This is a genomic window from Pseudomonas sp. SDO5215_S409, from assembly GCF_054071325.1.
Genome location: NZ_JBSVWN010000047.1, coordinates 27,892 through 53,243 on the forward strand (window position 1 = coordinate 27,892; position 25,352 = coordinate 53,243).

The 25,352-nt window shown below is 62.0% G+C and carries 23 protein-coding genes; 15 read left to right on the plus strand and 8 right to left on the minus strand.

The genetic code is table 11. The features are described from left to right. The first annotated feature begins 79 nt into the window (after positions 1–79). Complete coding sequence (locus ACW9H9_RS21465) at positions 80–1,057, plus strand: AlgP family protein (protein WP_457374540.1); 978 nt, start codon at positions 80–82, stop codon at positions 1,055–1,057. Here ACW9H9_RS21465 and ACW9H9_RS21470 read toward each other — a convergent pair. Next, positions 1,054–1,518 (minus strand): TIGR02444 family protein, encoded by a 465-nt coding sequence (locus tag ACW9H9_RS21470; RefSeq protein ID WP_457345136.1) that lies wholly within the window; start codon positions 1,516–1,518, stop codon positions 1,054–1,056. The genes ACW9H9_RS21465 and ACW9H9_RS21470 overlap by 4 nt on opposite strands. A gap of 50 nt (positions 1,519–1,568) precedes the next feature. Here ACW9H9_RS21470 and ACW9H9_RS21475 point away from each other — a divergent pair, with 50 nt between their 5' ends. The 4 genes from ACW9H9_RS21475 to ACW9H9_RS21490 all read left to right on the plus strand — a co-directional run bounded on the left by ACW9H9_RS21475 (position 1,569) and on the right by ACW9H9_RS21490 (position 6,808). Continuing rightward, positions 1,569–3,479: an ATP-binding cassette domain-containing protein gene (locus ACW9H9_RS21475; protein ID WP_457345135.1), complete on the plus strand. Its 1,911-nt coding sequence runs from the start codon at positions 1,569–1,571 to the stop codon at positions 3,477–3,479. Next, a complete protein-coding gene (locus ACW9H9_RS21480; RefSeq protein ID WP_457345134.1) occupies positions 3,479–4,051 on the plus strand; it encodes a mechanosensitive ion channel domain-containing protein in 573 nt (190 codons plus the stop codon). The genes ACW9H9_RS21475 and ACW9H9_RS21480 overlap by 1 nt, the downstream gene beginning before the upstream one ends. 89 nt (positions 4,052–4,140) lie before the next feature. Next, complete coding sequence (locus ACW9H9_RS21485) at positions 4,141–4,773, plus strand: LysE family transporter (protein WP_457345133.1); 633 nt, start codon at positions 4,141–4,143, stop codon at positions 4,771–4,773. 139 nt (positions 4,774–4,912) lie between these two features. Continuing rightward, entirely contained in the window at positions 4,913–6,808 is a 1,896-nt protein-coding gene (locus ACW9H9_RS21490; protein WP_457345132.1) for an FTR1 family protein, read from the plus strand. Between the two features lie 60 nt (positions 6,809–6,868). Here ACW9H9_RS21490 and elbB read toward each other — a convergent pair whose 3' ends face one another. Next, positions 6,869–7,534, minus strand: coding sequence for an isoprenoid biosynthesis glyoxalase ElbB (elbB, locus tag ACW9H9_RS21495; RefSeq protein ID WP_457345131.1), 666 nt, complete (start codon positions 7,532–7,534; stop codon positions 6,869–6,871). Positions 7,535–7,650: 116 nt separating this feature from the next. Between elbB and ACW9H9_RS21500 the strand changes: the two genes are divergently transcribed. Then, positions 7,651–8,886 (plus strand): sterol desaturase family protein, encoded by a 1,236-nt coding sequence (locus ACW9H9_RS21500; RefSeq protein ID WP_457345130.1) that lies wholly within the window; start codon positions 7,651–7,653, stop codon positions 8,884–8,886. Here the strand turns inward: ACW9H9_RS21500 and ACW9H9_RS21505 are convergent. Then, a complete protein-coding gene (locus tag ACW9H9_RS21505; protein ID WP_457345129.1) occupies positions 8,867–9,499 on the minus strand; it encodes a DedA family protein in 633 nt (210 codons plus the stop codon). The two genes, ACW9H9_RS21500 and ACW9H9_RS21505, sit on opposite strands and share 20 nt — an antisense overlap. Positions 9,500–9,706: 207 nt before the next feature. Between ACW9H9_RS21505 and hemB the strand changes: the two genes are divergently transcribed. Further along, positions 9,707–10,720 carry a porphobilinogen synthase gene (gene hemB, locus ACW9H9_RS21510; RefSeq protein ID WP_457345128.1) on the plus strand — a complete coding sequence of 338 codons (1,014 nt, stop codon included), beginning with the start codon at positions 9,707–9,709 and terminating at the stop codon, positions 10,718–10,720. A gap of 18 nt (positions 10,721–10,738) precedes the next feature. Continuing rightward, complete coding sequence (gene ppk1, locus ACW9H9_RS21515) at positions 10,739–12,967, plus strand: polyphosphate kinase 1 (RefSeq protein ID WP_457345127.1); 2,229 nt, start codon at positions 10,739–10,741, stop codon at positions 12,965–12,967. A 68-nt stretch (positions 12,968–13,035) separates the two neighbouring features. Here ppk1 and ppx read toward each other — a convergent pair whose 3' ends face one another. Next, a complete protein-coding gene (gene ppx / locus ACW9H9_RS21520) occupies positions 13,036–14,538 on the minus strand; it encodes an exopolyphosphatase (protein ID WP_457345126.1) in 1,503 nt (500 codons plus the stop codon). Positions 14,539–15,019: 481 nt separating this feature from the next. Here ppx and ACW9H9_RS21525 point away from each other — a divergent pair, with 481 nt between their 5' ends. The 4 genes from ACW9H9_RS21525 (at position 15,020) to ACW9H9_RS21540 (ending at position 19,546) form a co-directional block, all read left to right on the plus strand. Next, positions 15,020–15,667, plus strand: a complete 648-nt coding sequence (locus ACW9H9_RS21525) for a DUF1120 domain-containing protein (protein ID WP_457345125.1) — start codon at positions 15,020–15,022, stop codon at positions 15,665–15,667. A 142-nt stretch (positions 15,668–15,809) separates the two neighbouring features. Next, a complete protein-coding gene (locus ACW9H9_RS21530; protein ID WP_457345178.1) occupies positions 15,810–16,493 on the plus strand; it encodes a fimbria/pilus chaperone family protein in 684 nt (227 codons plus the stop codon). Between the two features lie 7 nt (positions 16,494–16,500). Continuing rightward, positions 16,501–19,008: a fimbria/pilus outer membrane usher protein gene (locus ACW9H9_RS21535; RefSeq protein ID WP_457345124.1), complete on the plus strand. Its 2,508-nt coding sequence runs from the start codon at positions 16,501–16,503 to the stop codon at positions 19,006–19,008. Continuing rightward, positions 18,998–19,546, plus strand: a complete 549-nt coding sequence (locus ACW9H9_RS21540) for a hypothetical protein (protein WP_457345123.1) — start codon at positions 18,998–19,000, stop codon at positions 19,544–19,546. The genes ACW9H9_RS21535 and ACW9H9_RS21540 overlap by 11 nt, the downstream gene beginning before the upstream one ends. Here ACW9H9_RS21540 and ACW9H9_RS21545 read toward each other — a convergent pair. The 4 genes from ACW9H9_RS21545 to ACW9H9_RS21560 are packed head-to-tail and all read right to left on the minus strand — an operon-like array spanning position 19,518 to position 22,365. Continuing rightward, positions 19,518–20,255: an amino acid ABC transporter ATP-binding protein gene (locus ACW9H9_RS21545; protein WP_457345122.1), complete on the minus strand. Its 738-nt coding sequence runs from the start codon at positions 20,253–20,255 to the stop codon at positions 19,518–19,520. The two genes, ACW9H9_RS21540 and ACW9H9_RS21545, sit on opposite strands and share 29 nt — an antisense overlap. Then, entirely contained in the window at positions 20,242–20,892 is a 651-nt protein-coding gene (locus ACW9H9_RS21550; protein ID WP_457345121.1) for an amino acid ABC transporter permease, read from the minus strand. The genes ACW9H9_RS21545 and ACW9H9_RS21550 overlap by 14 nt, the downstream gene beginning before the upstream one ends. Continuing rightward, complete coding sequence (locus ACW9H9_RS21555; RefSeq protein ID WP_457345120.1) at positions 20,889–21,557, minus strand: amino acid ABC transporter permease; 669 nt, start codon at positions 21,555–21,557, stop codon at positions 20,889–20,891. Before ACW9H9_RS21555 ends, ACW9H9_RS21550 begins: the two co-directional genes overlap by 4 nt. A gap of 22 nt (positions 21,558–21,579) precedes the next feature. Then, the gene (locus tag ACW9H9_RS21560) at positions 21,580–22,365 is read right to left on the minus strand and encodes a transporter substrate-binding domain-containing protein (protein ID WP_457345119.1); all 786 of its coding nucleotides are present in this window, start codon (positions 22,363–22,365) and stop codon (positions 21,580–21,582) included. A 254-nt stretch (positions 22,366–22,619) separates the two neighbouring features. Between ACW9H9_RS21560 and ACW9H9_RS21565 the strand changes: the two genes are divergently transcribed. The 3 genes from ACW9H9_RS21565 (at position 22,620) to rho (ending at position 25,260) form a co-directional block, all read left to right on the plus strand. Continuing rightward, a complete protein-coding gene (locus tag ACW9H9_RS21565; protein WP_457345118.1) occupies positions 22,620–23,315 on the plus strand; it encodes a FadR/GntR family transcriptional regulator in 696 nt (231 codons plus the stop codon). Between the two features lie 121 nt (positions 23,316–23,436). Then, positions 23,437–23,766 (plus strand): thioredoxin TrxA, encoded by a 330-nt coding sequence (gene trxA / locus ACW9H9_RS21570; protein ID WP_457345117.1) that lies wholly within the window; start codon positions 23,437–23,439, stop codon positions 23,764–23,766. Between the two features lie 234 nt (positions 23,767–24,000). After that, complete coding sequence (gene rho, locus ACW9H9_RS21575) at positions 24,001–25,260, plus strand: transcription termination factor Rho (RefSeq protein WP_457345116.1); 1,260 nt, start codon at positions 24,001–24,003, stop codon at positions 25,258–25,260. Positions 25,261–25,352 lie beyond the last annotated feature (92 nt).

Here is a 25,352-nt window from a genome sequence, read left to right on the forward strand (position 1 = left end):
GATACTGTCAACATGCCCTAGCGGCGGTAAGAGCAGAGGGCTAGTATGAGCCGCACCCACGTCAGCCAGGAGGTAAACCATGTCGGCCAAACAGAAGCCTGTAAATACTCCGTTGCATTTGCTCCAACAGCTCTCGGGCAGCCTGCTCGAGCATTTGGAAAACGCTTGTTCCCAAGCCTTGGCTGATGCTGAGAAGTTGCTCGCCAAGCTGGAAAAACAACGCGGCAAAGCTCAAGAAAAACTGCACAAGTCCCGCACCAAACTGCAAGACGCCGCGACTGCTGGCAAAGCCAAGGCACAAGCCAAAGCCAAGAGCGGTGTGAAGGAACTTGAAGACCTGCTCGTTGCGCTTCAGGGTCGCCAATCCGAAACCCGCGCCTACATTCTGCAACTCAAGCGCGATGCCCAGGAAAGCCTGAAACTGGCCCAAGGCGTTGGTCGTGTGAAAGACGCCGTGGGCAAATTGTTGAGCACACGTGCTCCGGTCAAAGCCGCCGCTTCCAGCACCGCAAAAAAACCTGCGAGCAAAGCGGTTGCAGCGAAGGCGCCAGCCAAAGCCGCGGCTAAACCTGCCGCCAAAGCACCGGCAAAACCGGCTGCAAAACCGGCCGCTAAACCTGCTGCTGCCAAACCCGCAGCCAAGCCAGCCGCCGCAAAACCTGCTGCCAAGGCTGCTGCAAAACCGGTCGCAAAAACCGCCGCTGCCAAACCCGCAGCCAAGCCAGTTGCTGCTAAGCCAGCCACCAAGGCAGCTGCAAAACCGGCCGCAAAAACCGCCGCTGCCAAACCCGCAGCCAAGCCAGTTGCTGCTAAGCCAGCCACCAAGCCTGCTGCAAAACCTGCCGCTAAACCGGTTGCTGCAAAACCAGCCGCCAAACCTGCCGCTGCCAAACCGGCTGCAAAACCCGCGGCCAAACCTGCTGCTGCCAAACCAGCCGTAGCCAAGCCAGCGGCCGCTAAACCGGCTGCACCTGCTGCTGCACCTGCTGCCACCGCTCCGGCCAGCAGCACGCCTGCCCCGGCAGCACCAAGCGTCACCCCAACCAGCGCTTCTTAAGTGCCGGTGGCCGCGACGCGTAGCTGATGCAGCGCGTCGCGGTCGAGGTTGGCGGCTTCGCTCGCCAGTCCTTCAAGCCACGTCCCTGGCGCCGTCGCGTCATCTGTCGGCCATGTCTGTGCCAGCTGCTGCAGGCGTGACAACAATTGCCGCTCGGCTTCCAGTTCCAGAGCCTTGACCCGCTCGCGCAAAGCCCCCAGTTCCACATCCTGCTGCGCCATGTCACGCCACTGCGTGCGTACCTTGCGCAAAGGCTCCACCACCGCGTGCTGCCAAGGCCGCGCAAGCTGTCGCAAGGCCTCAAACCGCGCAGGCTCTGGCGCCACGCCGCGTTGCTCCAACCATAATCCGCACAACAACAGGCATACATCGGCCCCGTGTTCCTGCAAGCGCAGGCACGTGCTCTCCACGCCCGGGCGGGCATAGATCGAGAGGGCGAAGCTCCACAGGTCAGCACACATATTCACACCCAAGCCAGCGGCCAACGAAGCTGGTAGACTCCGCCGCCATTATGATCCGACTTCAAAGCCTAACATTACAGCGTGGCCCGCAACGTCTCCTCGAAGACGCCGAGCTGACCCTGCACGCCGGTCACAAAGCCGGCCTGATCGGTGCCAATGGCGCCGGTAAATCCACGTTGTTCGCCTTGTTGCTGGGCGAGTTGACGCCCGATTCCGGGGACTGTCAGCTGCCCGCCGACTGGCGCATCGCCCATATGCGCCAGGAGATCGACACGCTCGAGCGCATCGCGATCGACTACGTGCTCGACGGCGACCTGCGCCTGCGTCAGGTGCAACACGACCTGGCCGAAGCCGAAAAGGCTCAGGACGGCACCGCCCTGGCCCGCCTGCACGCCGAGTTGGACAGCGCCGACGGCTATACCGCCGATGCGCGTGCGCGCAAAATGCTCGCCGGCCTGGGGTTTGCCAACGAACAGATGGACCGCCCGGTCGCCGACTTCTCCGGCGGCTGGCGGATGCGCCTCAACCTGGCCCAGGCGCTGATGTGCCCCTCGGACCTGTTGCTGCTCGACGAACCCACCAACCACTTGGACCTCGATGCGATCCTGTGGCTGGAAGACTTCCTGAAAAGTTACCCGGGCACTTTGTTGCTGATCTCCCACGACCGGGATTTCCTCGACGCTGTGGTCGACAACATTGCCCACGTCGAACAGAAAAAAATCACCCTCTACCGCGGCGGCTACACCGCGTTCGAGCGCGCCCGTGCCGAGCGCCTGGCCCAGCAGCAACAGGCGTTCGAGAAGCAGCAGGCGCAGCGTGCGCACATGGAAAGCTACATCGCCCGCTTCAAGGCCCAGGCCACCAAGGCCCGTCAGGCGCAAAGCCGGATCAAGGCACTGGAGCGCATGGAAGAACTGTCGGCGGCCCACGTCGATTCGCCGTTCGACTTCGTGTTCCGCGAGTCGGTGAAAATCTCCAGCCCCCTGCTCAGCTTGTCCGACGCCCGTCTGGGGTATGGCGAGAAGACCGTCCTGGAGAAGGTCAAGCTGCAACTGACCCCCGGTGCACGCATCGGCCTGCTCGGCCCGAACGGCGCGGGTAAGTCGACGCTGATCAAGAACCTGTCGGGCGAATTGCAGCCGCTGTCCGGCCACCTGATGCGCGGTGAGAACCTGGTGGTGGGCTACTTTGCCCAGCATCAGTTGGACTCTCTGGACTCCAAGGCCAGCCCGCTGCTGCACCTGCAACGCCTGGCGCCGACCGAGCGTGAGCAAACGCTGCGCGACTTTCTTGGCGGTTTCGATTTTCGTGGCGCGCGCCTCGACGAGCCGGTGTTGAACTTCTCCGGCGGCGAAAAAGCCCGCCTGGCCCTGGCGCTGATCGCCTGGGGTCGACCCAACCTGCTGCTGCTCGACGAACCGACCAACCACCTCGACCTGGAAATGCGCCTGGCGCTGACCATGGCCTTGCAAGAGTTCAGCGGCGCGGTGCTGGTGGTGTCTCACGATCGGCACCTGCTCAAAAGCACCACCGACAACTTTCTGCTGGTGGCCGACGGCAAGGTCGATGAGTTCGACGGCGACCTCGACGACTACGCCCGCTGGCTCACCGACTACCGCCTGCGCCAGGCCCCGGTCAGCAACACGCCGGTCAACCCGGACAAGACCGACAAAAAGGCCCAGCGCCAGGCCGCCGCTGCGCTGCGCCAGCAACTGGCGCCGCACAAGCGCGAGGCCGACAAGCTGGAAGCCGAGCTGGGCAAGGTGCACGAGCGGCTGTCCAAGATAGAAGCCAGCCTGGGCGACAGTGCCGTGTACGAGGCCGCGCGCAAGGATGAACTGCGCGACCTGCTGGCCGAGCAAGCCAAGCTCAAGGTGCGCGAGGCGCAGTTGGAAGAAAGCTGGATGCACGCCCTCGAACTGCTCGAATCCATGCAGGCGGAGCTGGAGGCGCTGTCCTGATGGAAGCGCTGCAACTGCCGGTGCCGGCGCAATGGATCGCGCCGCTGTGGGTCGGTGTGCAAATTTTGTTGATCCTGCTGGGCGGCTACGTGGCCCAGCGTTTCGTCGCCAAATGCCTGAACCGCCTGGGTGAACGCTACCCGTTCCCGCCGCAACTGCTGATGCCCCTGCGCGGCGTGCTGCGCTGGCTGATCATGGGCAGCGCGCTGATCTTTGTGCTGGAGCGCCTGGGGGTTTCCGCCACGGTGCTGTGGACGGCGCTCTCGGGGTTTGTGGCGGTGGCGGCGGTGGCGTTTTTTGCCATGTGGTCGGTGCTGTCCAACCTGTTGTGCGCAATTTTGATCTTTACCGTAGGGCCTTTCCGCCTGGGCGATGTGGTCGAGCTGGTGGACACGGTGGAAAAACCAGGCGTGAAAGGCCGGGTGGTCGCGATCAACCTGCTTTACACCACGCTCATCGAAGTCGAAGAGGCGGGGACCGGCGGGGTAATGGTGCAGGTGCCCAACAGCCTGTTCTTCCAGCGCTCGGTGCGCCGCTGGCGCGGTAGCGATGGTTTCTCGGGCGACCGCTAGCATTCACATCCTGTAAAAATTTATAGCCATGACTCGACCGGCGGAGTTAGCTTAAGGCCTATCGGCAAACTCTCCCCCTGAGGTGTGCAATGGCGCTCGACACATGGCTGGCCTTTTTCCTGGCCAGCTGGATCATCAGTCTCTCTCCTGGCGCGGGCGCTATCGCCTCGATGTCCAGCGGCCTGCAATACGGTTTTCTGCGCGGTTACTGGAACGCCCTGGGCCTGCAATTGGGCCTGGCGCTGCAAATCGCAGTGGTGGCCGGTGGCCTGGGTGCGATTCTCGCCACCTCGTCCACCGCGTTCTATGCCATCAAATGGTTTGGCGTGGCGTACCTTGTTTACCTGGCCATCAAGCAATGGCGCGCACTGCCCGCCGACCTGGCAGGCGACGCATCGATCCGCCCTATCGGTAAGCCGTTGGCCATGATCTTCCGTGGGTTTTTGGTCAACGCCAGCAACCCCAAGGCTCTGGTGTTCATGCTGGCGGTGCTGCCGCAGTTCGTGAACCCGCAGGCGCCGCTGTTGGCTCAGTACCTGATTCTGGGCGCGACCATGATCAGCGTGGACATGATCGTGATGGCCGGCTACACCGGCCTGGCCGCTAAAGTGCTGCGTTTATTGCGTACGCCAAAACAGCAAAAACGCATGAACCGTACCTTCGCCGGGCTGTTCGTGGGCGCCGCCGGGTTCCTTGCCAGCCTGCACCGCGCCACCGCCTGACCCGCTGCGAACCAACCCTGTGAGCGCGGGCACACCGCCTCACAGGGTTTTTTATTGGCCCAATAAACCCGCTTTGGCTTGAGTCAGGCGGCGTAACGTTAAACAATGTATTACTTCTCGTTACCCTTTGGATTCATTCATGATCGCCCCTTTTCGTTTTCTCGCCGGGTTGATGTTGCCGGCGTTGATGTCGTGCAGCCTCAATGCGCTGGCGGCCACTGCAGAGGGCGCCCCGCAAGCCCTGCATTTACTGGATTACATTGGCGCGGACTACCCGCCAACGGTGGTGGCGGGAAAGGTGGTCGATGAGTCCGAATATCAGGAGCAGGTCGAATTTCTGGGGGTGTTGAAAGGCCTGGTGGCCGACTTGCCAGAAAAACCCGAACGTGCCGAGCTGGCAAGCGGTGTCGATCAATTGCTCGCAGCCGTCACCGCTCACGCCGACGGCGTTGCGGTGGCCAAACAGGCCCGGCAATTGGGCGCCCGGTTGGCAGTGGCTTATGAAGTGAGCCAGGCCCCGGCTATTACTCCCGACCCGACTCGCGGTGCGCCGCTGTACGCCCAGCATTGTTCGGTGTGCCATGGCGAGGCGGGGGCCGGTGATGGTCCTGCAAGCGTCGGCATGACGCCGCCGCCCGCCAACCTGCGCGATGCCACGCGCCTGGACCGTTTAAGCCTCTACGCGATCTACAACACCCTTGGGCTGGGGGTGGAGGGCACCGACATGCCGTCCTTCGCCGATCAGCTGGATGATCGTCAGCGCTGGGACCTGGCCACCTACATCGCGGGCTTCACCGCCGCTCCGGCGGCTGGCAAAGGCGAAAAGTCCTATAACCTCGCCGATCTTGCCCGTCAGACCCCCAACGAAGTACTTGCCGCCGAAGGCGTGCAGGCCGTCGCCACTTTCCGCGCCCAGCGTGCGCAACCGCCTCAAGTGAAGCGCGGACCGGCGCAATTGCTCGGCTACACCGCCGCCACCCTGGACAAGAGCCTCGCCGCGTTCCGCAACGGCGAGCACGAGCAGGCCTATGACCTGTCGGTGGCCGCTTACCTGGAAGGCTTCGAACTGGTCGAAAGCTCGCTGGACAACGTCGACGCCAATGTGCGCAAGGACACCGAAAAAGCCCTGATGGCCTACCGGCAGTCATTGCAGGACGGCTTGCCGATCGAGCAGGTCCAACAGCGCCTGGACCTGGCCAAAGGCAAGCTCACCGAGTCGGCCGGCCTGTTGGGCGGCGATGGCTTGAGCTGGTCGCTGAGCTACATTTCGGGCTTGCTGATCCTGCTGCGCGAAGGCCTGGAAGCCATCCTGGTGCTGGCGGCGATCCTCGCGTTTTTGCGTAACACCGGCCAGCAGTCGGCGGTGCGCAGCGTTAACGTGGGCTGGGGCCTGGCGTTGCTGGCGGGCCTCGCCACCTGGGCGCTGGCCGCGTATGTGATTGACGTGAGCGGCGCGCAGCGCGAGTTGCTGGAAGGCTGCACGGCGCTGTTTGCCGCGGTCATGGTGCTGTGGCTTGGCGTGTGGATGCACGACCGCCGTCATGCGGCGGCCTGGCAGGATTACATCAAGAGCAGCCTGGTGGGCGGCGGCGGGCGTTTTGGTTTTGCGATGCTGGCGTTTTTCTCGGTGTACCGCGAGCTGTTTGAAGTGATCCTGTTCTACGAAACCCTGTGGTTGCAGGCAGGCCCCGGCGGGCACAACGCGGTGCTGGCCGGTGGCGCCACCGCGTTGGTGCTGCTGGTGGGCCTGGCGTGGGTGATTCTGCGGGGCTCGGCAAAACTGCCGTTGTCGTTGTTCTTTGGCATCAATGCGGCGCTGTTGTGCGCCTTGTCGGTGGTGTTCGCCGGGCATGGCGTCAAGGCCTTGCAGGAAGCTGGCATCTTTGGCACCCGGCCGGTGGCGTTCTTTGACTTCGACTGGCTGGGCATCCACGCCGACGCTTATTCGCTGAGCGCGCAAGCCGTGGCCATCGTGGCGATTGTGGTGCTGTACGGCCGCAGCCGCCTGGCCGAGAAGCGTCGGGCCAGCGCCTGACGCGGGCGGGCATCGTCGGTGTGGGGGCGAGGCGCTCCCACACCGAGGCGCGGTGCCTGTTCAGTCGTTCTCGTGGGTCAGTTCCAGCACCCGGTCCACCAGTTTGTTGATACCCGAGGCCACTTCGCCGATGCGCTTGCCCAGCATGTACGCCGGGGTGCTGACCAGCCTGCGGGCCTTGTCTTCGACGATTTCATCGACGGCGCATTCCTGGTGGGTGGCGCCCATCTTGTCCATCGCGGCGACGGTGTCGGCATCGTTGCCAACGGTGCAGGTCACGCCCGGCCCATAGATTTTTGCGGCCAGGGCCGGCGAAATGCAGATCAACCCCACCGGCTTGCCCGCTTCGGCAAAGGCCTCGGCCAGCTCCAGCACCTGCGGGTTGAGCCTGCACGCGGCGCCTGCCACGGCAAAGTTGGAGAGGTTTTTCGCCGCACCAAAACCTCCCGGCACCACTAGCGCGTCGAAGTCGTGGACGTTGGCCTGGCGAATGTCCTTGACCTGGCCCCGGGCAATGCGCGCCGACTCCACCAGCACATTGCGCGATTCGGGCATTTCTTCGCCGGTCAAATGGTTGATCACATGCAGTTGGGCGATATCGGGGGCAAAGCATTGAACCTGAGCGCCGCGCTGATCCAGGCGCAGCAGGGTGAGTACGCTTTCCTGGACTTCGGCGCCGTCGTACACGCCGCAGCCGGAAAGGATCACTGCAATTTTTTTGCTCATGGATGTTTCTCCTGGGGTCATGGCGTTAACGGTCTATGGATTTTTCACCTGTTGCCAAGGGGAGGGGTAGCCGCTACACCTAGTCTAGATGTAACAATAATTGACCGGACTAGCCCATGGACTTCGTGCCTTACGCGGTGCCGTTTTTCATCGTCCTGATTGTGTTGGAACTGCTCGCCGACTACCGGCGCGGCCAGCGCAATTACCGGGTGGCCGATGCCATCAACAGCCTGAGCACCGGGGTGCTGTCCACCACCACGGGGCTGTTGACCAAAGGCGTGGGCGTTCTCACCTACGCCTTTGCGCTCCAGCACCTGGCAGTCGTGCAGCTGCCACCGCACAGCCTGTGGACCTGGGTGTTCGCCTTTGTGGTCTACGACCTCTGTTACTACTGGCTGCACCGCTGTGGTCACGAGCGCAACATCCTCTGGGCGGCGCATTCGGTGCATCACCAGAGCGAGGAGTACAACCTCACCACTGCATTGCGCCAGACCAGCACCGGCTTTTTGCTGAGCTGGATTTTTTACCTGCCGCTGGCCGTGCTGGGCGTGCCATTGGTGGTGTTTGTCAGTGTGGCGTCGCTCAACTTGCTGTATCAGTTCTGGGTGCATACCCGTCATGTGCCCAAGCTTGGCTGGCTGGAATGGTTTTTCGTCACGCCGTCCAATCATCGGGCCCACCACGCACAGAACGCTCTTTACATGGATCGCAATTACGGCGGGGTGTTCATTCTTTGGGACCGGCTGTTTGGAACCTTCCAGGAAGAGGACGAAAACGAGCCGGTGATCTTTGGTGTGACCACGCCATTGGCCAGTTGGAACCCGCTGTGGGCGAACGTGCAGTTTTATGCGCAGTTGTGGCGTGACGCGCGGCGGGCGGAAAAAGGGTGGGACAAGCTACGAATCTGGTTCATGCGCACCGGATGGCGCCCTGCCGATGTGAAGGCAAAATACCCGTTGGCTAAACCCGACCTGAGCCGGTTCCGTAAATTCGAGGTGCCGCTGGCAGGGCGTCAGCAGGTATACATCGCCCTGCAATTTGCCGTGTACGTAGGTGTTGGCAGCTACCTGATGAACATCAGCGCGGCGCTTTCGACGGCGGCGCTGACCTTAGGCTGGAGCGTGATCGCGCTGGGGTTGTTCGCCTTGGGCGCCGCCCTGGAGAACCGCCGGTGGGCGCTGAAGGCCGAGCTGCTGCGCCTGGCGTTGAATGGGCCACTGGTGTGGCTGGCGCCGCTGATCGGGCTGTGGCCGGCCAGCAGCGTGAGCTGGCCGGTCTTTTTCGGTTACACCCTGCTCAGCCTGGTCGGCCTCTATGGGTGCAGGGGCGGGCTTACTCGACTGGCGTCTTAGGCGTGTCGGAGGTTTCGCCGCTGGCCTGGCGAATTTTTTCTGCTGCGCAGGCTTCACGGGTCAGGCGGGCGTTTTTCATACGACGACGCAACCACAGGCCCAGGCCCAGTACCAGCAGGGCGCCCAGCACCCAGAGCTCGTATTTCTTGATGCTGCCCAGCATGCCTTCCAGCACGGCGCCAAAATGGTAGGCGGCCGCACCCAATGCTGCGGCCCATACCGCCGCACCAATGCCGTTGAGCAACAGATAACGCCCCGGCGGGTAGCCCGACAAGCCAATGGCCACCGGCATCACCGTGCGCAACCCGTAGACAAACCGGAAGCTCAGCACCCAGATATCCGGATGCTTGCGGATATGTTCCAGGGCGCGATCGCCCAGCAGCTGCCAGCGCGGTTTGCGCGCCAACAGTTTGCGGCCGTGCTTGCGCCCCAGGAAATACCACAGCTGGTCACCGGCGTAGCTGCCGAAGAAGGCAACGACCATGACCAGTTTGATATCCATGTATCCACGGAACGCCAGGAAGCCTGCGAGAACCAGAATGGTTTCGCCTTCAAAGAACGTCCCAAGGAACAGGGCGAAGTAGCCGAAGTCATGTAGGAATTGTTGGAGCATTGTCTGGATGCTGGCGAAATGAACGCGCAGCCTACGCCTTCGTGAACATTCATGAAAGTATCGAGATGTGTCACGAAGTGAACAATTCCTACATAAACGACGAATGCGACTACAGGTCGCATGCGTAAGCACAACTGTAATTCCTTCGTCATAATGGCCGCTTATAACTGCCATGCTCGCCCGTCAAGCCGGGCTCAGGAGTCTGCCGTGAGCTTTACCCCCGCCCATCGCCTGTTTCCCGCCACCCGTCTGCGCCGCAATCGTCGTGATGATTTTTCTCGTCGCCTGGTCCGTGAAAACGTCCTGACCGTGAACGACCTGATCCTGCCGGTTTTTGTGCTGGACGGTGAAAATCGCCGGGAAGCGGTGGCCTCGATGTCGGGTGTGGAACGCCTGACCATTGACCTGCTGCTTGAAGAAGCGGTGCACTGGGTCGAACTGGGCATTCCCGCGCTGGCGCTGTTTCCGGTCACGCCGTCCGAGATCAAGTCCCTGGACGCCGCCGAGGCCTGGAACCCGGACGGCATCGCCCAGCGCGCCACCCGTGCCCTGCGCGCGCGGTTCCCGGAGCTTGGCGTGATCACTGACGTGGCCCTGGACCCGTTCACCACCCACGGCCAGGATGGCATTCTTGACGAAGACGGCTATGTTCAAAATGACATCACCGTTGACGCGCTGGTCAAGCAGGCCTTGTCCCACGCCGCCGCGGGTGCCCAGGTGGTTGCCCCCTCGGACATGATGGACGGCCGCGTCCAGGCGATCCGCGAAGCCCTGGAGCTGGCCGGGCACGTCAACGTGCGCATCATGGCCTACTCGGCCAAGTACGCCAGCGCCTACTACGGCCCGTTCCGCGACGCGGTGGGCTCAGCGTCCAACCTGGGCAAGGCCAACAAGGCGTCCTACCAGATGGACCCGGCCAACAGCCATGAAGCGCTGCACGAAGTGGCAGCGGACCTGGCCGAAGGCGCCGACATGGTGATGGTCAAGCCGGGGATGCCGTACCTGGACATCCTTTGGCGGGTCAAAGAGGAATTCAAGGTGCCGACCTTTGTCTATCAGGTCAGCGGTGAATACGCCATGCACATGGCCGCGATCCAGAATGGTTGGTTGAGTGAAGGGGTGATCCTTGAATCCCTGACTGCCTTTAAACGTGCGGGGGCTGATGGCATCCTGACCTATTTTGCCGCCCGCGCCGCCCAATTGCTTAGAGAGCAACACTAGCCCTCACAGGAACACTCGATGAATACCGAAGGACTCTCCGAAGTTGCCGTAAAAGACGCTCACCCGGTGGTTGAACAAGTCACCGAAACCCCGCCGGAGCTTGCGCCCGCGCCACCTGTGGTGGCAGCCGAGGCGCCTGCCTCTGCACCGGCGCCACAGGTGGTGGTGACCAACCTGGATGACAGCAGCCTGTACATCCACCGCGAGCTGTCGCAACTGCAATTCAACATCCGCGTGCTGGAACAGGCGCTGGATGAGTCCTACCCGTTGCTGGAGCGGCTGAAGTTTCTGCTGATCTTCTCCAGCAACCTGGACGAGTTCTTCGAGATCCGTGTGGCCGGCCTCAAGAAGCAAATCACCTTCGCCCGTGAACAGGCCGGCGCCGACGGCCTGCAACCGCACCAGGCGCTGGCCCGCATCAGCGAGCTGGTGCACGGCCAGGTAGACCGCCAATACGCGATCCTCAACGACATCCTGTTGCCGGAGCTGGAGAAACATCAGGTCCGCTTCATCCGTCGCCGTCACTGGACGACCAAGATCAAGACCTGGGTGCGCCGCTACTTTCGCGATGAAATCGCCCCGATCATCACCCCGATCGGCCTCGATCCTACGCACCCGTTCCCGTTGCTGGTGAACAAAAGCCTGAACTTCATCGTCGAGCTTGAAGGCATCGACGCCTTTGGCCGCGATTCGGGCCTGGCGATCATCCCGGCGCCGCGCCTGCTGCCACGGATCATCAAGGTACCGGAAGAGGTGGGGGGCGCGGGCGACAACTATGTATTCCTCTCGTCGATGATCCACGCCCACGCCGATGACTTGTTCCAGGGCATGAAGGTCAAGGGCTGCTACCAGTTCCGCCTGACCCGTAACGCCGACCTGGCGCTGGACTCCGAAGACGTCGAAGACTTGGCCCGGGCCCTGCGCGGCGAGCTGTTCTCGCGCCGCTACGGTGACGCCGTGCGCCTGGAAGTGGCCGACACCTGCCCCAAACACCTGTCGGACTACCTACTCAAGCAATTCAACCTGAGCGAGACGGAGCTGTACCAGGTCAACGGCCCAGTGAACCTCACACGCCTGTTCAGCATCACCGGCCTGGACAGCCACCCGGAGCTGCAATACAAGCCGTTCACCCCGCAGATCCCGAAGCTGCTGCAAAACAGCGAGAACATTTTCAGCGTGGTCAGCAAGCAGGACATCCTGCTGTTGCACCCGTTCGAGTCCTTTACCCCGGTGGTCGACCTGCTGCGCCAGGCCGCGAAGGACCCGCATGTACTGGCCGTGCGCCAGACCCTGTACCGTTCCGGCGCCAACTCGGAAATCGTCGATGCGCTGGTGGACGCCGCGCGTAACGGCAAGGAAGTCACGGCGGTGATCGAACTGCGCGCGCGCTTCGATGAAGAGTCCAACCTGCAACTGGCCAGCCGCCTGCAAGCGGCCGGTGCGGTGGTGATCTATGGCGTGGTCGGCTTCAAGACCCACGCCAAGATGATGCTGATCCTGCGCCGCGAAGCCGGTGAGATCGTGCGTTACGCTCACCTGGGCACCGGCAACTACCACGCCGGCAACGCCAAGCTCTACACCGACTACAGCCTGCTGACCTCCGACGATGCTTTGTGCGAAGACGTCGGCAAACTGTTCAGCCAGTTGATCGGCATGGGTAAGACGCTGCGCATGAAAAAGCTGCTGCACGCGCCGTTCACCTTGAAAAAGGGCATGCTCGACATGATCCTGCGCGAAACCCAGTTCGCCCTCGACGGCAAACCTGCGCACATCATCGCCAAGTTCAACTCGCTGACCGACCCGAAGATCATCCGTGCGCTGTACAAGGCCAGCCAGTCCGGCGTGCGTATCGACCTGGTGGTGCGCGGCATGTGCTGCCTGCGCCCGGGCATTGCCGGGGTGTCGCACAACATCCACGTGCGTTCGATCATCGGCCGCTTCCTGGAGCATACGCGGGTGTTCTACTTCCTCAACGGCGGCGAAGAACAGATGTTCCTCTCCAGCGCCGACTGGATGGAGCGCAACCTCGACAAGCGCGTAGAGACGTGTTTCCCGGTGGAAGGCAAGAAGCTGATCATGCGGGTCAAGAAAGAGCTGGAAAGTTACCTGACCGATAACACCCACAGCTGGAGCCTGCAGTCGGACGGCCGCTACGTGCGCAATACGCCCACCGGCAACCAGAACCCACGCAGTGCACAGGCCGCCTTGCTGGAGAAGCTGGGCAGCCCGATCCTGGCGGTGAACTAACGGCAGGCACCGCTCTAAAAAATGTGAGAGCGGGCAAGCCTGCTCTCACATGGGGCTGGAGGGGGTGTTTAGCGCAGGTTCAGCGCGAAACCGACCCGTGTCAGCCACTCGGCTTCCTGGGCGAAATCCGCCTGGGTCAGCTGGTTTTCATCCAGCCAGCCCAGCGGGAACACCACATCCAGGCTGTCGCCCACGGCGCGCAGTTCCACCTGTGGCATGGCCTGGGTGCCGCGGATGTGATGGAACAGAATCGCAAAGCGCAGCAGCACGCACAGGCGAATCAGCTTGATGCCGTCATCGCCGAACTCGGCGAACTTGTCCTTGGGAATGTTACGGCGATGGCCGCGCACCAGCAGCGCGAGCATTTGCTGGTCTTCGCGGGAAAAGCCCGCCAGGTCCGAGTGCTCGATCAGGTAGGCGCCGTGCTTGTGGTAATGGTAGTGAGCGATGTCCAGGCCCACTTCATGCACCTTGGCGGCCCAACCCAGCAACTCGCGCCAGACGCCGTCTTCCAGGTCCCAGTCTTCGGCCACCTGATCGAACGCATGCAGCGCCTTGCGCTCGACGCGCGCGGCCTGTTCCAGGTCGACGTGGTAGCGCTCCATCAGCGAGGTCAGCGTGCGTTCGCGCACGTCTTCATGGTGATGACGGCCCAGCAGGTCGTACAGCACGCCTTCGCGCAGGGCGCCGTCGCAGTGGTCCATGCGTTGCAGTTCGAGGGCGTCGAAGATCGCTTCAAGGATCGCCAGCCCCGCCGGGAAGATGGTGCGGCGGTCGGGCTTGATGCCGTCGAAGTCGATCTTTTCGGCATCGCCCAGCTTGAACAGCTTGCGCTTGAGCCAGGCCAGGCCTTCGGCATTCACTTCGCCGCTGCCATGGCCGCCCGCCTTGAGCGCCAGGCCAATGGCGCGGATGGTGCCAGACGAGCCGATGGCCTCGTCCCAGGTGAGACGGTGCAGGGCGTGCTCGATGCTCATGATCTCCAGCCGCGCCGCCGTGTACGCCTGGGCGTAGCGGGCCGGGGTGATCTTGCCGTCCTTGAAGTAGCGCTGGGTGAAGCTGACGCAGCCCATCTGCAGGCTTTCGCGCAGCAGCGGTTCAAAACGCTGGCCAATGATGAACTCGGTACTGCCGCCGCCGATGTCGGCCACCAGGCGCTTGCCCGGGGTATCGGCCAGGGTGTGGGACACGCCCAGGTAGATGAGGCGCGCCTCTTCACGGCCGGAAATCACTTCCACGGGGTGGCCCAGGATTTCTTCGGCGCGGTGAATGAAGTCGGCGCGGTTGCGCGCTTCGCGCAGGGCGTTGGTGCCCACGATCCGCACGGCGCCGGTGGGCATGCCGTTGATCAGCTGGGCAAACCGCTTGAGGCAATCGAGCCCGCGCTGCATGGATTCTTCATTGAGCTGGCGCTCGTCGTCGATCCCGGCAGCCAGCTGCACTTTCTCGCCGAGCCGCTCAAGAATGCGGATCTCGCCGTTCTGGGCCTTGGCCACGACCATGTGAAAGCTGTTGGAGCCCAGGTCGATGGCGGCGATCAGGGACAGATTCTTGGCTTGGGATTGCGGCATGGTTAAGGGGTCTCGGTCGATAACCCCGCCATCGTGCCACGATCAACCGCTGACGCCAACGCGTAGTGCTTTGGGAATTTTTCTATGGGGGGAGGGGGGCGGTATCTGTGGGAAATGTAAGGCGATTCTCTGGCCGTGTGGCGATGGGTCTTAGGGGGTTGTAAGAATGAGTCCGTATAATTGATTTGATTTGGCTCTCCGAATTAGCCTACATCCAATCATTCTGTTCTTCCCATGGGATGTTGGTTAAAGACTACCTGTTGGTCGGGTTAAAGCGACAAACAACTTATATCGCTCCGACAGTAATTGGCGTGTTGTCTTATTCTTTTTAACCGGCTCAAACAGCGAGACTGTCACCCGGCAATGTTGCCGTGGTGTTATTTATTTATTGTGTTGTGTGTCAAGGAAGATATTCAGCCGGGCCGCACGTGCCCGGGCAATAAATGAAAAACGCCTGATAACTTTCAGTGACAGGTTGAACATGAAGAAGATATTGGGTTTGACAATGGGTGTTGTGTGTCTGGCAGCAAGTATCGGTGCCCAGGCCACTACCGTGGCGCAACTGGTCGTACGGGGCACCATCGTCCCGGCCGCCTGCAACCTCAGCCTGGGCGCCGGGGGCATCATCGACTACGGCACGATCCGTTCCGGCGAGCTGTCCCAGACCGCCTTCAACCCGCGTGAAGAGCGCAGCACCTCCCTTGTCATCAACTGTGGCGCCACGCCTGCCAAGTTCGGGCTGAGCCTTACCGACCTTCAGGCCGGCAGCAAGGTCGCGGGTATCCTGGGCAGCGGTTTCACCGAGGCACAGAACTATGGCCTGGGCATCGTCGGCACCCGCCGCACCGGGGGCTATTCGGTCACCCTCAAAGACCTGAGGTCGTCCGGGACGGTGCTGAGCCCGATCGTACGGGTCAGCAACGGCGCCTGGCAGAACAGCGACGGTGTCGTCACGCAAAGCCCCAGCCAGTACTCGTGGCGCAACGGCACGGCAGTGACCCCCGCATCGATCGCCCAGCTGACGGGTGTGGTTGCAGTCAAGGCCGTGATCAACCGCGGGCAGGACCTGGACCTTTCCCGGGATATCACGTTGGACGGTCGCGCCACGTTAGTCCTGAGTTACATCTAAACCCTTAAAGGCAGCCGATAAGAACGCTTTAGCAGTCAGGGGGCTTTAGTGTCTTGTCGGCTGTTTTTACGTGGAACTTTGTTGGCCGATTATCACTGTTGATTATCGTGGGGAAAGTGTGGTGAGTGTTCTGTCAAAAATAATGGCGGTATTGCTGTTGTTGGCCAATGTGTCCGGGGCGACTTGGGCAGATGGTATGCAACCGGAAACAACTGTCGTCGTGCTTTACGAAGAAGACGGTGAAGCCACTATCAATATCAAGAATACCGATACAGGGCCGGCGCTTCTTCATTCGGTGATAGACAACGTGCCGGAGGACCTTGAGCCCCTGTTGATCGTGACGCCGCCCATTACCCGGGTGGAGGGTGGCGACACGCAACTGGTGCGCTTCATCAGCACCCTCAAAGCCCCCCTCAAGGTGCAGCGTCTGAAGCGGGTGTCGTTCGAGGGCATTCCCCAGGCGCGTTCGCCCGGGGGTGCGACCATCGGTATCACCCTGCGCCAGGACCTGCCGCTGATCCTGCACCCCCAAGGCTTGCCCCGGCATCAGGCACCGTGGGAACTGCTGGTGTGGAAGCGGGAGGGGGAGCGCCTGACGGTGCATAACGACAGTGCCTATGTCGTGCGGCTGGCGCCCGACGTGCAACTGTTTCCTACGGCTGGCCAGGCCAAATTGCCGCGCACGTACATCCTCCCGGGGGAGGTCCTCGCCGCCGCGCTGCAAGGCCCTCTGGAGGGCGTCACCGCTGTGCTAATCCAACCGGCCACGGTCTACGGGTTTTCGGTAGACAGCTACCAGGCCCCCCTCGTCGCCAGTGCGCCTTGAGCTGCCCATGAAAAAAATGAGCCGCAAGGCCCTGTGCGAAACCCGTTGCGCCCTGTCATCGCGTTCCACCTTGTTGGTGGGGCTGGCGACCTTGTTCGGGTTGCCCGGCCCTGTTGTCGCGATAGGGCTGGGGGAAGGCTTCGATCTGGCCGCCCTGACCACGCACGGGATCGACCCCAAGGTTTCCGAGTACTTTCGCAGCACCGCGCGTTTTCGTGAGGGTGTGCACGTAGTGGGGTTGCGGGTGAACGGCAACCCGCTAGGGCTGGTGGACGCGCGTTTCGACTATCAGGGGCAGCTGTGTTTTACCCCGGCGCTGCTGGAAAAAGCCGGTTTAGTGCAGCCCGCCCGCATCACCCGTGAAGGCATTGCGCCGGGCCAGGCCTGTCATGACTTCCTTGGCGAGTTCCCGGCCACGTTGGTGAGGCTGCGCCCGAGCAGTGATGAGGTCACGCTGGTGGTGCCCACGCAGGCGTTGCGGGCGCCCGAGTGGGAGCCTGGGAGTTTTTCCCGCGGGGGCACGGCGGCCGTGTTCAACTACGACGTGCTGGGGCTCGACACGCGCTCGCGCACGGCGCCAAGCCGCTACGTGTCGGCGTACACCGAGGCTGGGTTCAACCTGGGGAACTGGATTGTGCGCAGTCGCCAGTTCTATGTGTCCGACAATGGCAAGACCCGCACCGAGCATGTGCATGCTTACGCCCAGCGCGACATTGCGGCACTGCGCTCGACGTTCCAGGTGGGCCAGATCTCCAGCAATAACCCGGTGTTTGGTGGGGTGCAGTTGTCGGGCGTGCAGTTTTTTCCCGATGGCCAATCGCGCCAGCCCCCTGGCGGCAATGCGGTGGTGGTCGAAGGCATGGCCCGGGGCCAGTCACGTGTCGAGGTGCGTCAGGGCGGTGTGTTGATCCACACCACACTGGTGCCGGACGGCCCCTTCCGGTTGACCGGGTTGGCGTTGCTCAACAGCGTCAACGATCTGGACGTGAGCGTGATTGATTCACGGGGCGCAAAGCGCGGTTTTGTGGTGCCGGCAGCCTCCTTTCGAGGAGGCGTGCCGGTCACGCCCGGCTATCACGTGTCGGTCGGCAAGGTGCGCGAGCGCTCGATCGACGGTAGTGCCCAGCCGACGGTCGTGATGGGCAGTGGCACCTGGGGCCTGGGGCAGGCCATGTCGGTGGGTGTCGGCCTGTTGAGCACCGAGGACTATCACGCGGCAGGTGGCACCTTGAGCCGGGTGTTCTTTCACCGGGTTTCCGTGGGCGTGCGCCACACCCAGTCGCGTGATGGCCTGGACAAGCTTTCCGGAGGGCGCAGTTCACTGTCGATGAGCAGCCCGCTGGTCGCCGACATTGACCTGAACCTTGGCGTCACCCACCAGACACGCGGGTATCGCGAGTTGCTGGAGGCGGGCCTGTCATCGAGGGGTGATGACCTCAACGCGCGGTTCAAGAGCCAGTACACGGCGGGCTTGAACTGGGTTGAGCCTTCGTTGGGTGGCCTTTCCCTGAGCTTCACCCGCAGCTCACAGTTTGACGGGCGCTCCACCGAGCACTTGTTCGCCTCCTGGAATAAGACAGTGGGCGGGGCCGACGTGGCGCTCATCGCCGATTCCCGGGTGGGAGGCTCGCGGCCGCGCAGGCAGGGCACGCCCGGTCGGCGACGGCGCGAAGACCCGCTGGATGACGGCCTGTCGATTCGGCTGCAGGTAAGCATCCCGTGGGGGGACAACCGCCGCGTCAGTGCGTACGTCAGTCGCCGGGGTGACAGGCTTGATACCGGTGCCGCGCTCACTGAACGGGTCAACGACTACGTGAACTATGAAGTCGGCGTCGAAGGCGACCTCACCCATCGCCAGCAAACCCTGCGCGGTCAGGTGGACGTGTTGCCGCGTTATACCCGGGTCGGGCTGGGTGTGAGCCGCGATCCCTTGGGCACCACGTATAACGGGCAGTTGCAGGGCGGCATCGTGGCGCACGCGCACGGGCTGACGTTCTCGCCCTATGCGGTGCAGGACACCTTTGGCGTGCTGTCGGTGGGGGATATTGGCGCTGCAAAAGTCTCGACGTCCCAGGGCCCGGTATGGACCGACTATCGTGGCTACGCCGTGATCGCGGGGTTGCCTGCCTACACCAGCAGCCTTGTCGAGGTGCAGACCCCGTCGCTGCCCAAACGCGTGGACCTGAAAAACGGCAGCAAAGTCCTGACGGCCGGGCGTGGCTCCTTTAGCACCGTGGACTTCGAGGTGGTGAAAGTCCGCCGCCTGCTGCTGGAAGTCGAAGACGAACAGGGCCGCCCATTGCCTCAAGGTGCGCCCGTATTTGGCAAGGACAATGCCTTTATCACCAGCGTGGTTGGTGAGGGCCGAGTCTTCCTCAACAACGTGAACGGGCCGCAAACCCTGCAGGTTTCACTGCCGGGCGCACGCAACTGCCTAGTTCACCTGACCCCCGAGCCTGAGCGCAACGATGACACCCTTTATGAAACGGCCAAGGCGGTGTGCCATGCCCCGTAATGCCAAGCGTCTGCGCCGGGCGCTGTCGCTGTCTTGGCTGCTGTCGGTGGTGCTGATGGCCGGGGAAGCGCACGCCGACAACTGTCGGGTGTCTTTGAGCCAGTCGCGGGTGGACTACGGTCTTGTCCGCCTTGGCTCGCTGCCCTTGGGGACCCGCACCGTGCAGCTGAATATCCTCTGCGCCGACCCGTCGGCCATGGCCCTGCGGTTCAGCGGCCCGGCGGCGGATGCCCAGGGGTTCCAGCTTGGACACCAGGGGCGCTTTACCCTCAGCCTCAGGCACGCCCGGGTCGATGGGCAGGCGGTGCAATGGGGGGGCGCGCATTTGTCGGGAAGTGCGGCGAATGCCCGCCTGGCACCGGGGCAAACGTTACTCGCCCAGGCCGCGGGGTTGCCGGTGAAGGGCCGCCACTTGACGGCCCAGGTCGAGGTTGACGCCGAGTTGGCGCCGGATGCGTTGGCCGTACGTCGCGAGATGCTGCTGGAAGGCCTGGGTACGTTCGAGTGGATCAGCCCGCCTGTTCCGTGGAGCCAATGAAGTTGGCCAGTTCAGCGGTTTGCGGGTTGGCGAACAGGATCTTCGGGTCGCCGACTTCATGCACCTTGCCCTGGTGCATGAACACCAGCTTGTCGCCGACCTCGCGGGCAAAGCGCATTTCGTGGGTGACCATGATCAGGGTCATGCCGTCCTTGGCCAGTTGGCGTACCACGCTGAGCACTTCATTGACCAGCTCCGGGTCCAGGGCCGAGGTGATTTCATCGCAGAGCAACACCTTGGGGGACATGGCCAGTGCGCGGGCAATCGCGACCCGTTGCTGCTGGCCGCCGGAGAGGCGATCGGGGAAGGCGTCGAACTTGTCGCCCAGCCCCACGCGCTCCAGCATCTGCCGCGCCAGTTGTGCGGCCTTGGCCTTGGGCACTTTTTGCACCACTTGCGGGGCGAGCATCACGTTTTCGCCCACCGTCAGGTGCGGGAACAGGTTGAATTGCTGGAACACCATGCCGACTTTCTGCCGCAGGCTGCGCAGGTCGGCGCGGGCGGCGTCGAGGTACTCGCCATCGACCTCGATCACCCCGTCGTTGATCGACTCCAGGCCGTTGAGGGTGCGCAGCAAGGTGGACTTGCCCGAGCCGCTGCGACCGATGATCGCCACCACCTGGCCTTCTTCGACACTCAGGTCGATGCCCTTGAGCACATGGTGATCGCCGTAATACTTATGCAGGGCGGAAATTCTAAGCAGAGGCATGCAGTCTCCTTTCCAGGTAGCGCGTACTGAGGGACAAGGGGTAGCAGAGCAGGAAGTAACCCAGCGCGACGAGCCCGTAGACCATGAAGGGTTCAAAGGTGGCGTTGGCAAGCATGCCGCCGGTCTTGGTCAGCTCGGTGAAGCCGATGATCGACGTCACGGCGGTGCCTTTGACCACTTGCACCGAAAAGCCCACGGTGGGCGCCACGGCAATACGCAGCGCCTGGGGCAGGATGACGTAGCGCAGTTGCTCATACGGTGAAAGGGCCAGGCTGGCCGAGGCTTCCCATTGCCCGTGGGCGATGGACTCGACACACCCGCGCCAGATCTCGGCGAGGTAGGCGCTGGTAAAGAGCGTCAGGGCAATCGCGGCCGCCAGCCACGGCGAGATATCAATGCCCAGCAGGGCGATGCCAAAGAACACTAGAAACAATTGCATCAGCAGTGGCGTGCCCTGGAACAGCTCGATGTAGGTTCGTGCAAGGTTGCGCGCGAAGGCCTTCTGGCTGATGCGCAGGGTCATCACCAGCAGGCCGATAACGCCGCCGCCGACAAACGCTACCAAGGTCAGCAAGGCGGTCCACTGCAAACCCACCAGCAGGTTGCTCACAATGTCCCAGAAGGAAAACTCGCTCATCGACTGTTCCTCATCACGTAGCGCCGCCCGATCCAGTTGAGCAACTGGCGAATCAGCAAGGCCATGCACAGGTAGATCAACGTAGTCAGGGCGTAGGTTTCAAAGGCCCGGAAGTTGCGCGATTGAATGAAGTTGGCGGCAAAGCTCAGCTCCTCGGTGGCGATCTGCGAGCACACCGCCGAACCGAGCATCACGATGATGATCTGGCTGCTCAGCGCCGGCCACACCTTGCCCAGCGCCGGCATCAGCACCACATGGCGGAACGCCTCGAAACGTGACATTGCCAGTGCGGCCGCCGCCTCCAGTTGGCCGCGAGGCACGGCCTGGATACCGGCGCGGATGATCTCGGTGGAGTAGGCCCCCAGGTTGATCACCATCGCCAGCACCGCTGCCTGCCATTCGCTGATCTTCACCCCCAGTGACGGCAGGCCGAAGAAGATGAAAAACAGCTGCACCAAAAACGGGGTGTTGCGGATCAACTCGACGTACACCCCGAAGATCCAGCTCCACGGCTGAATCTTCCACGCCCGCACCACCGCGCCGAGGACGCCCAGCGCCACGCCCAGCACAGCGCCGATGGCAGTCAGTTCCAGGGTGAACAACGCACCGCGCAACAACAGATCGGTATTGGCCAAAACCGGCACAAAGTCGAATTGATAGGCCATGTGTAACCCTCGTCACGCCAAATCAGAGATCAGCCGGCAGCGGGGCCTTGAGCCACAGTTGCGAATTTTTTTCCAGGCTGCCGTCGGCCTTGGCCGCTGTCAGGATCTGGTTGACCTTGTCCAGCAGCTCGGGCTGGCCTTTGTTCACACCCACGTAGACTGGCGAGTCCTTGAGTTTCACTTTCAGCGCCGGTACACGTTTAGGGCTGCGTTCGCTGATGGCCACCATCACCACGTTGCCACTGGCGATCAGGTCCACCTGGCCGGCCAGGTAGGCGGCGATGGTGGAGTTGTTGTCTTCAAAGCGCTTGATGGTGGCGTCGGCCGGGGCGACAGCGGTCAGCTCGATGTCTTCGATGGCGCCACGGGTCACGCTGATGGTCTTGCCCTTGAGGTCGTTGGTGGTGCTGATCGGCGCGTCGGGCGGGCCGAATACAGCGAGGTAGAACGGCGCGTAGGCGTTGGAGAAGTCGATGACTTTTTCGCGCTCGGGGTTTTTGCCCAGGCTCGAGATCACCAGGTCGACCTTGCCGGTGGTGAGGAACGGGATACGGTTGGTGCTGTTGACCGGGGTCAGTTCCAGCTTGACCTTGAGTTGGTCGGCTACCAGCTTCGCGGTGTCGATGTCCAGGCCACGAGGCTTCAGGTCCGGGCCGACCGAGCCGAATGGCGGGAAGTCCTGAGGCACGGCGACCTTGAGGGTGCCGCGGGCGATGATGTCATCCAGGCCGTTGGCATGGGCGGGGACCTGGCTCAGCATCAGGCTGGCAAACAGGGCAGTGAGCAGTGCGCTGCAACGCTTGGTCATGGCAACTCTCCGAGAAGTGCGAAAGGATTTTCTGAAAAGTGCCAGTGCACAGCCCATGCCAGCATGCTGATAGTGGGCTGAAAGGCCGGGATTTGCTGTGCTGCGCAGGTCTTACTGGTCTGAACAGTTGAGGGGCCGATCGCACCCTTTTGGCGCATTGCCAAAACCCCGCGAGCCCCTTTGGGGCGTGGCTTGCCGGGCGTTGCGAATAGCTTTACAACTAGCCGCTCAGTGAACGGGAAACTTGAGTTTTTATGCATTCCATCGCCCAAGCCGTACCCGAGGTGGCGTTACAGGCCATCCGCAAACTCATCGCCGAAGAAGGCTTCGGGCCGGGTGATGCGTTGCCGTCCCAGCGCGACCTGGCACAGCAATTGGGCGTGAGCCGCGCGTCGTTGCGCGAAGCCTTGTCGTCCCTCAGTGCCTTGGGTGAGGTCAGCGTGCAGCCGGGTAAAGGCGTTTTCGTACAGGCAGGTGAGGAGCCTTCAACACTCGCCTGGCCGTTTACCGCACAGGCAACGCCGCTGGATATCTTTCAACTGCGTTATGCGCTGGAAGGGTTCGCGGCCGGGTTGGCGGCGGTGACATTGACCACCGGTGAGTTGGACAGCCTGGAAGACAATGTGGAAGCGATGCGCAGGGAGCTTAAAGCGGGCGACTTCGAGGCGGCGGCCCGGCTGGACTTCGAGTTTCACCAGCGCATCCTGTTGGCCAGCGGCAATCAGGCGATGGTCAGTATTCTCAGCGCCAGTGCCGAGGTGTTCCTGGAGAGCCAGAAACTACCGTTCATCCGACCGGAGCGCGCCATGGAAACCTGGCAGGAGCACCGCAAGATCCTTCGCGCCCTGGCCCGGCGCGCCAGTGCCGCCGCGCAGAAAACCATGCAGGAACACGTACGAAATGCGGCCTTGCGCACGGGTATCGCCTTTATAACGCCGGTCACGCCCTGATCCGGGTTATACCCAAACTCATTGCGCGTCATAGCAAGACTCAATCAGTGGCCGCTTCCTGAACGGGGGAAGGGCAGCTATGATGGAGCACGTTTTTTTTGCTTACAATCCGGAGACATCCATGAGCAGCGATCTTATCAAGCACGTCACCGACGCGTCCTTCGAGGCAGAAGTACTCAAGGCCCAAGGCCCTGTGCTGGTTGACTACTGGGCTGAGTGGTGCGGTCCTTGCAAAATGATCGCCCCGGTCCTGGACGAAATTGCCAGCACGTACGAAGGCAAGCTGACCGTCGCCAAGCTGAACATCGACGACAACCAGGAAACCCCTGCCAAGCACGGTGTGCGGGGTATCCCGACGCTGATGCTGTTCAAGAACGGCAACGTCGAGGCCACCAAAGTGGGTGCGCTGTCGAAGTCGCAACTGGCTGCATTCCTCGACGCGAACATCTAACGTCGTCAAAAAAGCCCCGCAAAATTCGCGGGGCTTTTTCGTAAAACAGGGCTAGACGCTCCGAAACTCAGGTGGTACATTCGGCCCCGCACTGGATTCTCCACTGCCCCCTGCAAGCCGTCGCCGACGCACTCCTTTTCGATTAGTACGCGATCCTGTCGCCTTCTTTGCGGCGCGGCCTCATTAAGCCAAAAGCTTAATTTCCCCCTCCATAAATGATTACGTCATTCCTATATGAATCTGACTGAACTCAAGCAAAAGCCGATTACCGACCTGCTCCAGCTGGCCGAAGACATGGGCATAGAAAATATGGCCCGTTCGCGCAAGCAGGACGTGATTTTCTCCCTGCTTAAAAAGCACGCAAAAAGCGGTGAGGAAATCTCCGGTGATGGCGTGCTGGAGATTCTCCAGGACGGCTTCGGCTTCCTCCGCTCTGCAGACGCCTCCTATCTTGCCGGCCCGGACGATATCTACGTCTCGCCGAGCCAGATCCGTCGCTTCAACTTGCGCACCGGTGACACCATCGTTGGCAAGATCCGCCCTCCCAAGGAAGGCGAGCGTTATTTCGCACTGCTCAAGGTCGATACGATCAACTTCGACCGTCCCGAGAACGCGAAAAACAAGATTCTCTTCGAGAACCTGACCCCGCTGTTCCCGACGGTCCGCATGAAGATGGAAGCCGGTAACGGTTCCACTGAAGACTTGACCGGTCGTGTGATCGACCTGTGCGCCCCGATCGGCAAAGGCCAGCGTGGCCTGATCGTTGCTCCGCCAAAGGCGGGCAAGACCATCATGCTGCAGAACATCGCGTCGAACATCACGCGTAACAACCCTGAAGTGCACTTGATCGTGTTGCTGATCGACGAGCGTCCGGAAGAAGTGACCGAAATGCAGCGCACCGTGCGCGGCGAAGTGGTTGCCTCGACGTTCGACGAGCCGCCAACCCGTCACGTGCAAGTAGCCGAGATGGTGATCGAGAAGGCCAAGCGCCTGGTCGAGCACAAGAAGGACGTCGTGATCCTGCTCGACTCCATCACCCGTCTGGCCCGTGCCTACAACACCGTGATCCCGAGCTCCGGCAAGGTACTCACCGGTGGTGTCGATGCCCACGCCCTGGAGAAACCGAAGCGTTTCTTTGGTGCGGCGCGAAACATCGAAGAAGGCGGCTCGCTGACCATCATCGCCACCGCGCTGGTTGAAACCGGCTCGAAAATGGACGAAGTGATCTACGAGGAGTTCAAGGGTACTGGCAACATGGAACTGCCCCTGGACCGCCGCATCGCCGAAAAACGCGTGTTCCCGGCCATCAACATCAACCGCTCCGGCACCCGCCGCGAAGAGTTGCTGACCGCCGACGACGAACTGCAGCGTATGTGGATCCTGCGCAAACTGCTGCACCCGATGGATGAAATCGCCGCCATCGAGTTCCTGGTCGACAAGCTGAAACAGACCAAGACCAACGACGAGTTCTTCTTGTCGATGAAGCGCAAGTAATACGTTTGTGTGCGCAAAACAGGGTGCCCTTGAGGCACCCTTTTTTTTGGTTCTTCACGGAATCCCGGGAAAGACAGAAACAAGAACGCCGA